Annotated in this window: 11 protein-coding genes; 9 read left to right on the top strand and 2 right to left on the bottom strand. The window is 67.0% G+C overall.

The genetic code is table 11. The features are described 5' to 3' along the window. Window positions 1–79 precede the first annotated feature (79 nt). From pdxR to GPA27_RS25995, 5 genes are all read left to right on the top strand, one after another. Window positions 80–1573, top strand: a complete 1494-nt coding sequence (gene pdxR, locus GPA27_RS26015) for a MocR-like pyridoxine biosynthesis transcription factor PdxR (RefSeq protein ID WP_169143337.1) — start codon at window positions 80–82, stop codon at window positions 1571–1573. Window positions 1574–1770: 197 nt separating this feature from the next. Continuing rightward, window positions 1771–2457 carry an isochorismatase family protein gene (locus tag GPA27_RS26010; RefSeq protein WP_169131238.1) on the top strand — a complete coding sequence of 229 codons (687 nt, stop codon included), beginning with the start codon at window positions 1771–1773 and terminating at the stop codon, window positions 2455–2457. Window positions 2458–2604: 147 nt separating this feature from the next. Then, window positions 2605–3630: a TRAP transporter substrate-binding protein DctP gene (gene dctP, locus GPA27_RS26005; protein ID WP_246261497.1), complete on the top strand. Its 1026-nt coding sequence runs from the start codon at window positions 2605–2607 to the stop codon at window positions 3628–3630. 72 nt (window positions 3631–3702) lie between these two features. Next, on the top strand, window positions 3703–4230 hold the full coding sequence (locus GPA27_RS26000; RefSeq protein WP_169143336.1) for a TRAP transporter small permease subunit: 528 nt from the start codon (window positions 3703–3705) through the stop codon (window positions 4228–4230). Beyond that, the gene (locus tag GPA27_RS25995) at window positions 4227–5516 is read left to right on the top strand and encodes a TRAP transporter large permease (RefSeq protein ID WP_169143335.1); all 1290 of its coding nucleotides are present in this window, start codon (window positions 4227–4229) and stop codon (window positions 5514–5516) included. The genes GPA27_RS26000 and GPA27_RS25995 overlap by 4 nt, the downstream gene beginning before the upstream one ends. A 148-nt stretch (window positions 5517–5664) precedes the next feature. On the opposite strand, the gene GPA27_RS25990 is transcribed toward GPA27_RS25995, so the two are convergent. Beyond that, complete coding sequence (locus GPA27_RS25990) at window positions 5665–6582, bottom strand: LysR family transcriptional regulator (RefSeq protein WP_169143334.1); 918 nt, start codon at window positions 6580–6582, stop codon at window positions 5665–5667. 157 nt (window positions 6583–6739) lie between these two features. Between GPA27_RS25990 and fabF the strand changes: the two genes are divergently transcribed. Continuing rightward, a complete protein-coding gene (gene fabF, locus GPA27_RS25985; protein WP_246261496.1) occupies window positions 6740–8053 on the top strand; it encodes a beta-ketoacyl-ACP synthase II in 1314 nt (437 codons plus the stop codon). A 112-nt stretch (window positions 8054–8165) separates the two neighbouring features. After that, window positions 8166–9506 (top strand): MFS transporter, encoded by a 1341-nt coding sequence (locus GPA27_RS25980; RefSeq protein ID WP_246261494.1) that lies wholly within the window; start codon window positions 8166–8168, stop codon window positions 9504–9506. A gap of 724 nt (window positions 9507–10230) precedes the next feature. Here the strand turns inward: GPA27_RS25980 and GPA27_RS25975 are convergent. Next, window positions 10231–10986 carry a cytochrome c family protein gene (locus GPA27_RS25975; protein WP_169143333.1) on the bottom strand — a complete coding sequence of 252 codons (756 nt, stop codon included), beginning with the start codon at window positions 10984–10986 and terminating at the stop codon, window positions 10231–10233. 375 nt (window positions 10987–11361) lie between these two features. On the opposite strand from GPA27_RS25975, the gene glyA reads away from it, so the two are divergent. After that, the gene (glyA, locus tag GPA27_RS25970; protein ID WP_169143332.1) at window positions 11362–12636 is read left to right on the top strand and encodes a serine hydroxymethyltransferase; all 1275 of its coding nucleotides are present in this window, start codon (window positions 11362–11364) and stop codon (window positions 12634–12636) included. Between the two features lie 22 nt (window positions 12637–12658). Continuing rightward, window positions 12659–13856 (top strand): L-serine ammonia-lyase (locus GPA27_RS25965; protein ID WP_169143331.1); only part of this gene is annotated, 1198 nt, incomplete at its 3' end.

Below are 13856 nucleotides of genomic sequence, written 5' to 3'. Positions count from 1 at the left end.
GAAGGGAAGGACGACGCAAGCCTACGGCGGTGGTGGTACCTTTCGTAGTGCCACAGAATCGACAAACCATGGAGCCACGATGGAGCTCGACTGGCTGCTCGCCCCGCCATTGCCGCAGACGTTTCCACACTCTTTGCCGCGCCAGCAAATGCTCTACCGCCGCCTGCGCGACGCGATCCTGTCCGGCCGTCTCGCGTCCGGCACTCGCCTCCCCGCCAGCCGCGTGCTGGCCGCTTCGCTGAAGATCGCCCGCAACACCGTGCTGTTCGCCTATGAGCAGCTCGTCGCCGAAGGTTGCCTGGTGGCAGACCGCCAAGGCACGCGCGTGGCGGCGCTTCCTGCGCGTCCGGCCGTGCGATCGGCCACGGAGGATGCGCCCGCGGCGCGCCAACGACTCTCTGCCCGCGCTGCGGCCGCGCTGCAGCCCGAACTGGCGCGCGAGGTTGCGGCGCTGCCATTTTCTCCCGGTGTGCCGGACTTCGGTGCCTTCCCTTTCCGCAGTTGGCGCGCGTGCCTCGAACGCGCCTGGCGTGACGCGGGCTGGCGCCAGCTGGGCTACGCGGCGCATGGCGGCGACCCCGCACTGCGCGAGGCGCTGGCCGGCCACCTTACGAGCGTGCGCGGTCTGTCGATGGATGCGGCACAAATCGTCATCACCAGCGGAACGCAGGCGGCACTGGACCTCTGCGCCCGCCTTCTCGGCGACCACGGGGACACGGTCTGGGCCGAAAACCCCGGCTACCTCGCCGCCCGTGTCGCCTTCGGCCTCGCCGGGCTTCAGGTGCATGACGTGCCCGTCGACGCCGAGGGGCTGTCCCCCTGCGAGGACGACTGGCGCCATCACCCGCCGCGACTCATCATGATCACGCCTTCGCACCAGTACCCGACAGGCCGCGTCATGTCCCTGCCGCGACGCCTCGCCCTGATTGAGCGCGCACGGCGGTCCGGCGCCTGGATCATCGAGGACGACTACGACAGCGAATTCCGCCGCACTGGCCCCGCGCCGCCCGCGCTTTTCGGCCTGCAGGCGGACGCCCCGGTCGTCTATGTCGGCACCTTCAGCAAGACCCTCTATCCCGGCCTGCGCCTCGGCTACATCGTCCTGCCGCAAGCCATCGCCGCGGACTTCGCCCGTGCTACCGCGCAGGCGACGCGGGCAGGGCAGGGTATCGAACAGCGCGCGCTCGCCGACTTCATCCGGCGCGGCCACTACACCACCCACCTGCGTCGCATGCGCGCTCGCTACGCCGCGCGCCAGGCCGCACTGCGTGCGGCGCTGCGGGAAGCGTTCGGACCGCGCGTGGAACTGTCGGGCGGCGAGGCCGGGCTGCACCTGGTCATGTGGTTGCCATCCGAGATACGCGATACGGAGGTGGTAAAGCGTGCAGCCGAGTTGGGGCTGGGGGTGCGGGCGCTGGGGAGCTATGCCAGAGCGCCGATGATGTGCAACGGGCTTGTGTTGGGGTACGGGAATCTGGAGGAAGGGATGGTTTCGGAGGGGGTAAGGCGGTTGGCGGTGGCGGTGGGACGTCGAGATAGTGACGGGCGGGGAGTGGAGAGGCGAGTCTTCTAATGACTCCGTCTCTTTGTCGCGTTGCCGTGGCTCTCGTGAAATTTTCCACGCCCGTGACTACTTTTGATTATTGTTAATTAAGACAATAGTAACTTATTAATTGTAAATAGAAAGATCAATAGTATTGGCTAGTATTCCTCCAGACAAAGACGCCTTTGTCGCCACCCCGAAACCAACACTGTCTGGAGACGAATCACATGGAAAGCCAACTCAACGACATGCTCAAGCAAGCCTTCGCCGAAGCCACCAAGCTGTACCAGGAGCGCGGCTTCCAGCGCCGGGTGGGCTTCGGCAAGAAGCCGGCGCTGATCAATGTCGACCTCGCCAACGCCTGGACCCGCCCCGGCAACCCCTTCACGTGCGAGAAGATCGACGACGAGATCATCCCCGGCGTGCAGCGCCTGCTGAAGGCCTGCCGCGAGAACAATCATCCGGTGATCCACGTGACGACCTGCTACCAAGTCACCGACCGCAAGAATCCACACACCGACATGGGCCTGTGGCACAACAAGATCCCGGTCGACGTCGTGAATCAGGAGGACGAGAACATCTGGGCGATCGACTCGCGCATCGCGCCGATCGCGGGCGAGCAGGTGCTGATCAAGAAGCGCGCGAGCTCCTTCCATGGCACCTACCTCGCGGGCTTCCTGCGCGCGGCCGGCGTCGACACCATCCTCGTGACCGGCGTGACGGCGTCCGCCTGCGTGCGCACGACGCTGTGCGATGGCCTCGCCGAAGGCTTCCGCACGATCGCCGTGCGTGAATGCATCGGCGATCGCGTGCCCGGCGCGGTCGAGTGGAACCTGTTCGACATCGACGCCAAGTTCGCCGACGTCGAGTCGGTCGACCGCTGCGTCGACTATCTCTACTCGATGAAGGGCTGATCCGGGGCGCAGCGGGGGCATTGCCGCCCCCGCCGTGCTTCATCCGCCCGCGAGCCGGGAACGCCAATAACGAAAACAAGCGACGACCGACGCGTGGCGGCAGGTGCGCGCGATCGGCGCGCGCCCATCACCAAAGGAGTGTTTGTCATGAGTGGTTTGTCGATTTTCAGGAAGCTGCTGCTCGGCGCGCTGTGCGTCGTCTCGGGCAGTGTGGCGGCGGTGGAGACGATTGAACTGAAGATGCACAGCCAGATCGTCGAATCCCGCCCGGAAGCGAAGTATCTGCAGCAATTCGCCGACGACGTCGCGGCGCGCTCGAACGGGCGGCTCAAGATCAACGTCTTCCACGCCGGTTCGTTGGGGCTGAAGGACGCCGACCTGCTGCGCATCATGCAGGCCGGTGCCGTGGACATGGCGATGCTGTACGGCGAGTACTTCACGCGCGACGCGCCGGAGCTGGGCGTCGTGTACGTGCAGGGCGCGATCCGCACACCGCAGCAGCATCTGCAACTGCTGCCGACGATGCGCGCGATCTACGAGGAAGGCTACGCGAAGTGGCGCATCCACACCGTAGGCGGCGTCGTGAGCCCGGTGTTCAACGTCGGCGTGCATTGCAAGGAGCCGGTAAACAGCCTCGCGCAACTGAAGGGCAAGAAGCTGCGCGTGTGGGGCAGCCACCTCGTCGGCACCTTCCAGGGGCTGGACGTGGCGGCGCAGGTGATCCCGCAGAACAGCATGTACATGGCGCTGCAGACGGGGGTCGTCGACTGCGCCTATTACCTGTCGACGGTCGCGAAGACCGTGTCGCTGCAGGAGGTCGCGAAGTACGAGGCCTACATGCACCCGTGGGCTGCTGTGCCGTGGATGTTCGGCGTGAGCGACAAGGCGTGGTCGCGCCTGCCCAAGGACCTGCAGGCGGTGCTGGTCGAGGCCGGCGAGGCGATGTGGGCCAAGACGCGCGACGCCGCGGTGAGCGCCGAGCGCGAGAACGCCGCCGTCGAGGAGCGCAAGGCGCTCGGCATCACGATGCTGCAGCCCTTTTCGCAGGGCGACGTGAGCACCTTCGTCGCAGCGTCCGACAAGGCCTGGGCGGAGATGGCGAAGTCGGCCGGCCCGAAGGGCGTCGACTACTACCAGCGCATGAAGGAGGCGATCGCCAAGCTCACGCCCTGACGCGGCGTGGCAGGGGCGGCCGCCGCGCGGCGGCCGTCCGGATCGTTCCGGAATCAATCGCTGGAGACCAACATGCATTTCCTGATCCGCTGCCTGGAATGGCTCGCGCTCGGCATGAACCGGCTCGCCGCCGTCGCTGCCGTGCTGATGAGCTTGTTCGTGTTCCTGGGCGTCGTGATGCGCTACTTTGTAGGTGCACCCTTCGCCTTTTCCGATGAATTCATCGGCCTGCTGTTCGCCACGATGGCGTTCCTCGCGATGCCGCTGGGCCTCGTGATGCGCCGTCACATCATCCTCGACATCGTCACGCGCGGCCTGCAGGGGCCGCTGCGCCACCTCGTGGATATCGGCGCGACGCTGATCCTCACGACCTTCTGCGTGTGGTTCCTCGTGCTGTCCTACGACTTCGCCGACTACTCGCGCCTCCTCGACGCGCGTTCGGACATCGGTGCGATGGTGCTGTGGCCGTGGATGGCGATGCTGCCGTTGTGCACCGTGGTGCTGGTGCTCGTGAGCGTCGCCCAGATGGCCGACAGCCTGCGCCAGCTCGCCGGTCGGTCGTCGTTCTTCTCCATCACCGGCGAGGAGGACGCGCTATGACCTGGGGCATCCTTTCGACCAGCATGCTCGTGTTGATGGTGACCGGCGCGGTGCTCGGCGCCGCGCTCGGCCTCACGGGCCTGATCCTGCTGCAGTTCCAGGTGGGCGAGGCGACCTCGCTCGCGGTGCAGGCGGTGTGGAACACCTTCACCGATTTCACGCTGAGTGCAGTGCCGCTGTTCATCTTCCTCGGCGACATCCTGATGGCGAGCGGCATCTCGGGGCGCATCTACAACGGCCTCACGCCGCTGTTCCATCGCTTCTCCGGCAAGCTGCTGCACACCAACATCGCCGTGTGCACGGTGTTCGGCGCGGTGAGCGGGTCGAGCTCGTCTACCGCGGCGGCGATCGGCTCGGTCGGCTATCCGGAGCTCGTCAAGCGCGGCTACGATCCGGCGACGGTGATCGCCTCGCTCGCGGCCGGCGGCACGCTGGGCCTGCTGATCCCGCCCAGTCTGTCGCTGCTGATCTACGGCGCGACGCAGGACGTGTCGATCGGCAAGCTGTTCATCGCCGGCATCGTGCCGGGGCTGCTGCTCGCCGGCCTGTTCTCGGTCTACATCGCGGGCCTGTGTTATTTCCGCAAGGATCTGGCGCCGCGCACCGACGAGCGGCCGAGCTGGGGCGAGATCTTCACCGGCCTGCGTGCGATCTGGCCGCTGCCCATCCTGATCTTCTTCGTGCTTGGCACGATCTACATGGGGCTGGCAACGACCACCGAGGCCGCCGCGCTGGGCGTTGTCGCGGCGACGGTGCTGGGCTTCATCTGGGGCGACCTGACGCTGCCGAAGCTGTGGCAGTCGTTCAAGACCTCGGTGCTTATGTTCGGCACGATCGCGATGGTGCTGCTCGGCACGTTGATCCTCGCACAGGCGATCAGCGTCCTGGGCCTACCCAAGGAGCTCGTCGACTGGGTCGCGAAGATGGGGCTGAGCCGCTACGAGGTGCTGCTCGCGATCGTGCTCGTGTATCTCGTGCTGGGCTGCTTTTTCGACGGCATCTCGCTGCTTCTGATGACTCTGCCGATCGCCTTCCCGCTGATGATGTCGATGCAGTTCGACCCGATCTGGTTCGGCATCATCGTCACGATCCTGATGGAGGTCGGCATGATCACGCCGCCGGTGGGGCTCAACCTCTTCGTGCTGGTGACGATCTCGAAGCGCAAGGTTAGCCTCGGCGAGGCGTCGTGGGCGACGGTGCCGTACTGGCTGATCATGCTGGGCGTGATCGGGCTGTTCACGGCATTCCCGGAGATTGTCACCTTCGTGCCCAACCAGTTCTTCTGAGTTCGCGCAACGTCCTCCCCCTTGGCGATCCGCGGGCGCTCCTGGCCTGCGGGTCGCCTTCTTTATCCGGGTGAGGGGCAATGGCGACTATTGCGCTCAGAGACAACAATCGTGCCCCAAGCGGCAACAGTTCGGGCGTTGGGCACGGCTATTCTCGTGTCTCCTGCGCGATGCCGAATTCGTCGGCGTTGTCGTGCAGGAACTGCGCGAATCGGTCCACGGTGGGAGTCGGAATGTCCTTGCGCCAGCACACCAGGGTTTCCAGCGGCTTGTGCCGGCCTGCCAGCGGCCGGATGACGAGCCCCTTGCGCAGGATGTTCTCCGCGCAGCGCGCATACAGCGCGACGCCGATGTTCGCGGCCACCAGACCGAAGATGCCGTCGCTCGTGGACGCTTCCTGCGCGATAAGGGGCGAGAAGTTCGCGGCGTGGCACAGCGCGAAGAAGTGGGCGCGGAAAGCCTCCCACGAGTCCTTCGAACCGAGGATGAACTTCTCGTTGGCGAGATCGCGGATCGAGATCGACGGCTTGTCAACGAGCGGATGCGCGGCCGGCAGCAGCACCACCAGTTCCTCGCGCGCGACCAGGAGCTGGCGCACGCTCGGCGACTCGAAGGGGCCGATCAGGAAGCCGACATCGATGCGCGACTCCAGCAACGCCTCCTTCTGTTTCGAGCTAGGAAAGTGAAACAGCTCGACCTTGATGCCCGGATGGGTGTGCAGGAACTTCTCGATGATCATCGGCAGCTTGCCGTTGATCGCGAAGTCCATGTACGCGATGCGCAGGTAGCCGACCTTGCCGTCGGCGGCGGCCTGCGCGAGCAGCGAGGCCTTCTCGATGTGGCCGAGCGCGAGCCGGCATTCGTAGAGGAAGGTGCGGCCGGCCTCGGTGAGCTGCACGACGCGCGTCGTGCGCGACAGCAACTCGGCCCCGACGGCTTCCTCCAGATGCTGGATCGTGCGCGTGAGCGCCGACTGCGTCATGTGCAGGCGCTCGGCGGCGGGGCGGAACTGCAGTTCCTCGGCAACGGCGATGAAGGCGCGCATGTGGCGGATTTCGAAACGCATGGCGGCGGGTTCCCGACGGTGGAGAGGAATAATGATCGGTTGAGGCAATAATGGCTGATCAACTGTAAATAAAAACGACAATAGTGTCGACTAGCATTCAGATGGGAACGGTTGCCTGGTAGGCAAGCACACAGTCACATCCACAGCAGGAGGCAAGATGGCGGGAGCAGGTGCGGGACGGAGGGCGCTGCGGCGCGTGGTCGTGACGGGCTGGGGGCTTGCGACGCCGCTCGGCGTCGGCGTGGAGCGCACCTGGGCGCGGCTCCTCGCGGGCGAGTCGGGCATCCGCGCGATCGATCGCTTCGACGTCGCCGACCTGCCATCGCGCATTGCGGGCCTGCTGCCGGAAGGGGCCAATGCCGATGGCGGCTTCGATGCCGACGAGTGGGTGCCGCCCAAGGACCAGCGAAAGATGGATCGCTTCGCGATGTACGCGCTGTGCGCGGCCGAGCAGGCGCTGCGCGACGCAGGCTGGCACCCGTCGTCGCAGCCGGCGCGCGAGCGCACCGGCGTGCTGATCGGCTCGGGCATCGGCGGCCTGCCGGCGCTTGCCGAAGGCGCGTTGACGTTGGAACGCCAGGGCGCGCGGCGCATCTCGCCCTTCTTCATCCCGTCCGCGCTGGTGAACCTCGCCGCTGGACAGGTCGCGATCCGCCACGGCCTGCAGGGCCCCACACACGGCGTGGCGACCGCTTGTGCGAGCGGCGCGCACGCGATCGGTGACGCCGCGCGCATGGTGATGCTGGGCGACGCCGACGTGATGGTCGCGGGCGGCACCGAGGGCGCCGTGTCGCGCCTGGGTATCGCCGGGTTCTGTGCCGCACGGGCGTTATCGACAAGCTTCAATGACGCGCCGCAGGCCGCCTCCCGCCCGTGGGACGCCGCGCGCGACGGCTTCGTGATTGGCGAGGGCAGCGGCATCGTCGTGCTCGAGGACTACGATCACGCGCGGGCGCGGGGTGTGCGCATCCACGCCGAAGTGCTCGGCTACGGCCTGTCGGGCGACGGCTATCACGTCGCCGCGCCACCCGAGGACGGCAGCGGCGCCGTGCGCGCGATGCGCGCGGCGCTGGCCTGGGCGGGCGTCGCCCCGGAGGACGTGGACTACGTGAACGCCCATGCGACCTCGACGCCGCTCGGCGACCTCGTCGAGCTGCGCGCGCTGCGCGAGGTCTTCGGCGCACATGCCGAGCAAGGCGGGGAGGGCGGCCTGTCGGTGTCCTCGACCAAGTCGGCGATGGGGCATCTGCTCGGTGCCGCGGGCGCCGTCGAGGCCATCGTGTGCATGCTCGCCTTGCGCGATCAGCTCGTGCCGCCGACGCTCAACCTGTCCGCACCGCCCGAGGGCTTCGAACGCATGGACCTCGTGCCCGGCACGGCCAGGCACCGGCCGGTGCGCGTCGCGCTGTCGAACTCCTTCGGCTTCGGCGGCACGAATGCGGCGCTGGCCTTCGGCGCCGTCGCGGACTGAGAGGGAGGGCGCCACCGACCGAGACCCGCAGCGCCGGAGGACGTCCCGGCCAGCACAGGCAACACCGACGATCCACACAGATTCGAAAAAATATTCGAACGAGGAGACACGAATGACTACAACGGTACTGGAGATGCCCTTCGCCCCGGGGCTGCGTCAGGGCGTGCAGGAGCAGAGGGTGGATGCGACCTATCGCAGGATTACCTGGCGCCTGATGCCCTTCCTGTTCATCTGCTACGTCGCCGCCTATCTCGACCGCATCAACGTCGGCTTCGCGCAACTGCAGATGAAGGACGCCCTGGGCTTCAGCGACGCCGTGTACGGCCTGGGAGCCGGGATCTTCTTCGCCGGCTACTTCCTGTTCGAGGTGCCGAGCAACCTGATCCTGGAGAAGATCGGCGCGCGCAAGACGCTCGTGCGCATCATGGTGCTGTGGGGCCTCACGTCCGCGGCGATGATGTTCATCACCTCGCCGATGGTGTTCTACGTCCTGCGCTTCCTGCTCGGCGTGTTCGAGGCCGGCTTCTTCCCCGGCATGATCTTCTACCTCACCTGCTGGTACCCGGCCAATCGGCGTGCGCGCGTGATGGCGCTGTTCCTTACGGCGGTCGCAATGGCCGGGGTGGTCGGTGGCCCGCTCTCGGGCTGGCTGATGCGTACGCTCGACGGCTTCAACGGGCTGGGCGGGTGGCAGTGGATGTTCCTCATCGAGGGCCTGCCTTCATGTCTGCTCGGCGTGATCGCATACTTCTACCTCGATGACCGGCCCGAGCAGGCGAAGTGGTTGAGCGCCGAGGAAAAAGCCGTCGTCGTCGGCGAACTGCAGCGCGACCATGCCGACCGTCCCTTCTTCCATGGCCACTCCTTCGGCGATGCCGTGAAGTCGCCGCGTGTGTATGCGATGGCGCTCACATGGTTCACCTTCATTTGCGGCGTGTATGCGATCAGCTTCTGGCTGCCGACGCTGATCAAGGGGGCCGGCGTCACCGACGTCCTGTCGATCGGCCTGTACTCGGCGATCCCGTACGGCGTCGCGGTCCTCACGATGATCCTCGTGTGCCGTCACTCTGACCGCAGCGGCGAGCGGCGGCGCCACACCGTCGCGTGCGCGCTGTTCGGCGCCGCGGCGCTCGCGACGATCTCGCAGACCGCCGGCAGCCTGCCGCTGTCGCTGCTCGTGATGAGCATCGCCACCGCGGGCATCTTCACCTTGCAGCCCTTGTTCTGGGCTATCGCGACGGATTTTCTCGGCGGCACGAAGGCCGCCGCCGGCACGATCGCCTTCATCAACAGCCTGGGCCTGATCGGCGGCTTTGCCAGTCCGACCATGCTCGGCTGGGTGAAGTCCACGACGGGGAGCCTCAGCAACGGCCTCTACCTGATTGCCGCGTTGCTGACGATCGGGGCGCTGATCACGCTGCGTTTCCGGAAGCAGGCGCCGGCGCGACGTTGATCCGGCCGATTTCGTTCGCGACGCGGGTACCCTCCGTCGGCGACAGGGGCGCGGCGCTGCGCTGCTACCACCCGTACGCGCAGGTGCTCGAGCGCGAACTCGTGGTGGCACCGGGCGAGGCGATCGGGATCATGTGCCGACAGCTCCGGGCCGGCACGTCCGACCGCGAAGGGCAGGGCAAGGACCCGCCCTTCGCCGAATTTCGTTCGCGACGCGGGTACCCTCCGTCGGTGACAGGGGCGCGGCGCTGCGCTGCTACCACCCGTACGCGCAGGTGCTCGAGCGCGAACTCGTGGTGGCACCGGGCGAGGCGATCGGGATCATGTGCCGACAGCTCCGGGCCGGCACGTCCGACCGCGAAGGGCAGGGCAAGGACCCGCCCTTCGCCGAATTTCGTTCGCGACGCGGGTACCCTCCGTCGGTGACAGGGGCGCGGCGCTGCGCTGCTACCACCCGTACGCGCAGGTGCTCGAGCGCGAACTCGTGGTGGCACCGGGCGAGGCGATCGGGATCATGTGCCGACAGCTCCGGGCCGGCACGTCCGACCGCGAAGGGCAGGGCAAGGACCCGCCCTTCGCCGAATCGTCCTCTCGTCAGACTCGTGTGGCGAGTCGACGGCGGACTGGTCTACCGCAGCGGGGAAACCGGAGCCGCCGCCGCGTCGCTGCACCGTGCCGCCGAGACCGCCCGCACTCAAGGGGCGGGTTGGCGCAATCGGGCGCGCCTACTTCTCCGGCAGGGTCTGCGCCACCGCAAGCAGATCGGCGAGCGTCGTGTCGGGCAGCGTGATCAGCGAGATCATCGGGATGCCGGGCTGGCCGAAGCGTGCCTTGTGCATGAACTCCCACGGATTCTCGCGCGCGATGGTGCCGACGTATTCCGGGGTCTCGGGCGTCTTGAAGTTCAGCGTCTTGCCGTCGAAACCGTGGCACACCGCGCAGATGGTCTGGTAGGTCGGCGCGCCGCGGCCCGGTTCGCCGCGCGACTTCCGCGTCGCCCGATCGATGTGCTGGTCCATGTCGATCTGCCCGAGGCTCACGAAGAGGGCCAGTTTCTCCATCTCGCCGCGGCCGATCATCGCCTCCGTATAGCGGTGATTGTCATCGCTGATGATCTTGAGGATCGCCTTCGGATCGGCGCCGACCATCGCGCGCAAGCCCTTGATGCCGGTGTGGTGGGAGCCCTTGCCGTAGGCGCCGTCCGCGCCCTTGTAGTCCCAGCCGTGGCACTCCTTGCAGCGCCAGGTCGCCGAGCCCTTCTGCTTGCCGCTGGCGGGATAGGCCGGATGCGTCGTGTCCGGCAGTTCCTTGCCGAGTACCTTGCCCCAGTCGTCGTAGAGTTGCCCGCCGCGCGCGATGTCCCACACCTGGCTGCGCGCTTGCTCCGAATCGGCGGAGGCGGACATTGGAACGACCAGCACGGCTGTGGCCGCCAGGCCGCGCATGATGCCTACAACGAGTCCTGATGGATGTCGGTTCATATTCCCCTCCATTGGTTATGGTCATGATGCAAACGGCACACGTCGCTAATCATTTCTAGCACGCGGACCGGTGGGAGGACAGAAGCGTGTCCGGACGATGAGCGACCTGATCCAGGCAATGTCCGAATGGGGTGGGGCGCGTCATCACCCCCGCGGATTTCGGCTACGACGACGCTCGTGCCGATGGACGGCAGCCCACCACTTGCTTGTGCACAAGAGGCGCGAGTCCTTCCCGTCGGTCCATATCAAGCAAGCGCGTGACGGATACAGGCAAAAGCGCGGCGGGCGAACTTCCTAATATCTCCTCCCATGAAGCCGCCATCCGATGCGGCCGCTGTCGGCGACGACAGTCCCAACCCGAGGAGACAAATGCCCATGTTCGCAATGACCGACCGTATTGCCGATTTCGACGACGAACTGAAGGCCGCGATGGATGGCGAGTTCGAGCGCCAGGAGTCGCATATCGAGCTGATCGCCTCCGAGAACTACACCAGCCCGCGCGTGCTCGAGGCACAGGGCAGCGTGCTCACCAACAAGTACGCCGAGGGCTACCCGGCCAAGCGCTACTACGGCGGCTGCGAGCACGTGGATGTGGTGGAGCAACTCGCGATCGACCGCGCCAAGCTCCTCTTCGGCGCGGACTACGCCAATGTGCAGCCGCACTCGGGCTCGCAGGCCAACGCCGCCGTCTACATGGCGCTCCTGGAGCCGCACGACACGGTGCTGGGCATGAGCCTCGCGCACGGTGGCCACCTCACGCACGGCGCCAAGGTGAACTTCTCCGGCAAGCTCTACAACGCGGTGCAGTACGGCCTCGATGAGGCGACCGGCGAGATCGACTACGCCCAGGTCGAGGCGCTCGCGCTCGAGCACAAGCCCAAGATGATCGTCGCGGGTTTCTCCGCGTATTCGCGCATCGTCGACTGGAAGCGCTTCCGCGACATCGCCGACCAGGTCGGCGCCAAGCTCTTCGTCGACATGGCCCACGTCGCGGGCTTGGTGGCCGCGGGCCTCTATCCCAACCCCATCCCCTTCGCCGACGTCGTCACCACCACCACCCACAAGACCCTGCGCGGCCCGCGCGGCGGCCTCATCCTCGCGCGTGCCAACGCCGAGCTGGAGAAGAAGCTCAACGCCGTGGTGTTCCCCGGCATCCAGGGCGGCCCGCTGATGCACGTCATCGCCGCCAAGGCCGTGGCGCTCAAGGAAGCGCTGCAACCCGAGTTCCGCGCCTACCAGCAGCAGGTGGTGAAGAACGCCCGCGCGATGGCCGGCGTGTTCATCGAGCGCGGCTACAAGATCGTCTCGGGCGGCACCGATGATCACCTCTTCCTCGTCGATCTCGTCGCCAAGGGCCTCACCGGCAAGCAGGCCGACGCGGCGCTGGGTGCGGCGAACATCACGGTGAACAAGAACGCCGTGCCCAACGACCCGCAGTCGCCCTTCGTCACCAGCGGCATCCGCATCGGCACGCCCGCGATCACCACGCGCGGCTTCAAGGAGACGGAAGCGAAGGAACTCACCAACTGGATCTGCGACGTGCTCGACCACATCGACCGCGTTGACCAAATCGAGTCGGTGATCGCCGCGGTGCGCGAGAAGGCCAAGGCCTTGTGCGCGCGCTTCCCGGTCTATCCGGCCACCCGCTGAGCCGCGCGAGGAGCGACACGCCATGGCGATCAGCGTATTCGAGATGTTCAAGGTCGGGATCGGTCCGTCCAGTTCCCACACCGTGGGGCCCATGCGTGCCGCGCTGACCTTTGCGACCGGACTCAAGGAAGACGGCCTGCTGGCGCGCGTGCGCCGCGTCAAGGCCGAGCTCTACGGCTCGCTCGGCGCCACGGGCAAGGGCCACGGCAGCGACACCGCCGTGCTGCTCGGGCTGGAAGGGGAGGCGCCGGATCTCATCGACCCCGACACGGTCGAGGCGCGCCTCGCGCGCATCCGCGAGGCCAAGCGGCTGTCCCTGATGGGCCTGCATCCGGTGGCCTATTGCGAGAAGACCGACCTCATCTTCCTGCGCCGCCAGACGCTCCCGTTCCACCCCAACGGCATGCGCCTGACGGCCTACGGCGAGGGTGAGGTCGAGCTCGCGAGCCACGTGTATTACTCGGTCGGCGGCGGCTTCGTCGTGAACGAGGCGGCCGCGGGCGCGGATCGCATCGTCGAGGACCGCACCGAGCTGCCGTACCCCTTCCACAGCGCCGACCAGCTGCTGACCCAGTGCGCGGTGAACGAGCTCTCCATCAGCCAGCTGATGCTCGAGAACGAGAAGGCCTGGCGGAGCGAAGCCGAGACGCGCAACGGCCTGCTGCACATCTGGAAGGTGATGCAGGCCTGCGTGCGCCGCGGCTGCGAGATCGAAGGCACGCTCCCCGGCGGCATGAAGGTCAAGCGCCGCGCCGCGGCGATGCACCGCATGCTGTCCGCGGCGCCCGAAGCCGCGCTGCGCGACCCGCTCACCACGATGGACTGGGTGAACCTCTACGCGCTGGCGGTCAATGAGGAGAACGCCGCGGGCGGGCGCGTCGTCACCGCCCCGACCAACGGCGCGGCCGGCATCATCCCCGCGGTGCTGCACTACTACTACCGCTTCATCCCCGGCGCGACCGAGGACGGCGTCGTGCGCTTCCTCCTCACCGCGGCCGCGATCGGCATCCTCTTCAAGGAGAACGCCTCGATCTCGGGTGCCGAAGTCGGCTGCCAGGGCGAGGTCGGCGTCGCCTGCTCGATGGCCGCCGGCGCCTTGGCCGAAGTGCTCGGCGGCACGCCGGAACAAGTCGAGAACGCCGCCGAGATCGGCATGGAGCACAACCTCGGGCTCACCTGCGACCCGGTGGGCGGGCTGGTGCAGGTGCCGTGCATCGAGC

Origin of the sequence: Aromatoleum toluolicum (genome assembly GCF_012911005.2) — a bacterium.
Taxonomy (GTDB): Bacteria; Pseudomonadota; Gammaproteobacteria; order Burkholderiales; family Rhodocyclaceae; genus Aromatoleum; species Aromatoleum toluolicum.
The sequence above is the reverse complement of the archived record's forward strand: the minus strand, read 5'-3'. Positions and strand labels throughout refer to the sequence as shown.

What these genes read in the sequence shown, in the direction of transcription:
- pdxR (WP_169143337.1), top strand. Translation starts at nt 80, where the DNA reads ATGGAGCTCGACTGGCTGCTCGCCCCGCCATTGCCGCAGACGTTTCCA.
- GPA27_RS26010 (WP_169131238.1), top strand. Translation starts at nt 1,771, where the DNA reads ATGGAAAGCCAACTCAACGACATGCTCAAGCAAGCCTTCGCCGAAGCC.
- dctP (WP_246261497.1), top strand. Translation starts at nt 2,605, where the DNA reads ATGAGTGGTTTGTCGATTTTCAGGAAGCTGCTGCTCGGCGCGCTGTGC.
- GPA27_RS26000 (WP_169143336.1), top strand. Translation starts at nt 3,703, where the DNA reads ATGCATTTCCTGATCCGCTGCCTGGAATGGCTCGCGCTCGGCATGAAC.
- GPA27_RS25995 (WP_169143335.1), top strand. Translation starts at nt 4,227, where the DNA reads ATGACCTGGGGCATCCTTTCGACCAGCATGCTCGTGTTGATGGTGACC.
- GPA27_RS25990 (WP_169143334.1), bottom strand. Translation starts at nt 6,582, where the DNA reads ATGCGTTTCGAAATCCGCCACATGCGCGCCTTCATCGCCGTTGCCGAG.
- fabF (WP_246261496.1), top strand. Translation starts at nt 6,740, where the DNA reads ATGGCGGGAGCAGGTGCGGGACGGAGGGCGCTGCGGCGCGTGGTCGTG.
- GPA27_RS25980 (WP_246261494.1), top strand. Translation starts at nt 8,166, where the DNA reads ATGACTACAACGGTACTGGAGATGCCCTTCGCCCCGGGGCTGCGTCAG.
- GPA27_RS25975 (WP_169143333.1), bottom strand. Translation starts at nt 10,986, where the DNA reads ATGAACCGACATCCATCAGGACTCGTTGTAGGCATCATGCGCGGCCTG.
- glyA (WP_169143332.1), top strand. Translation starts at nt 11,362, where the DNA reads ATGTTCGCAATGACCGACCGTATTGCCGATTTCGACGACGAACTGAAG.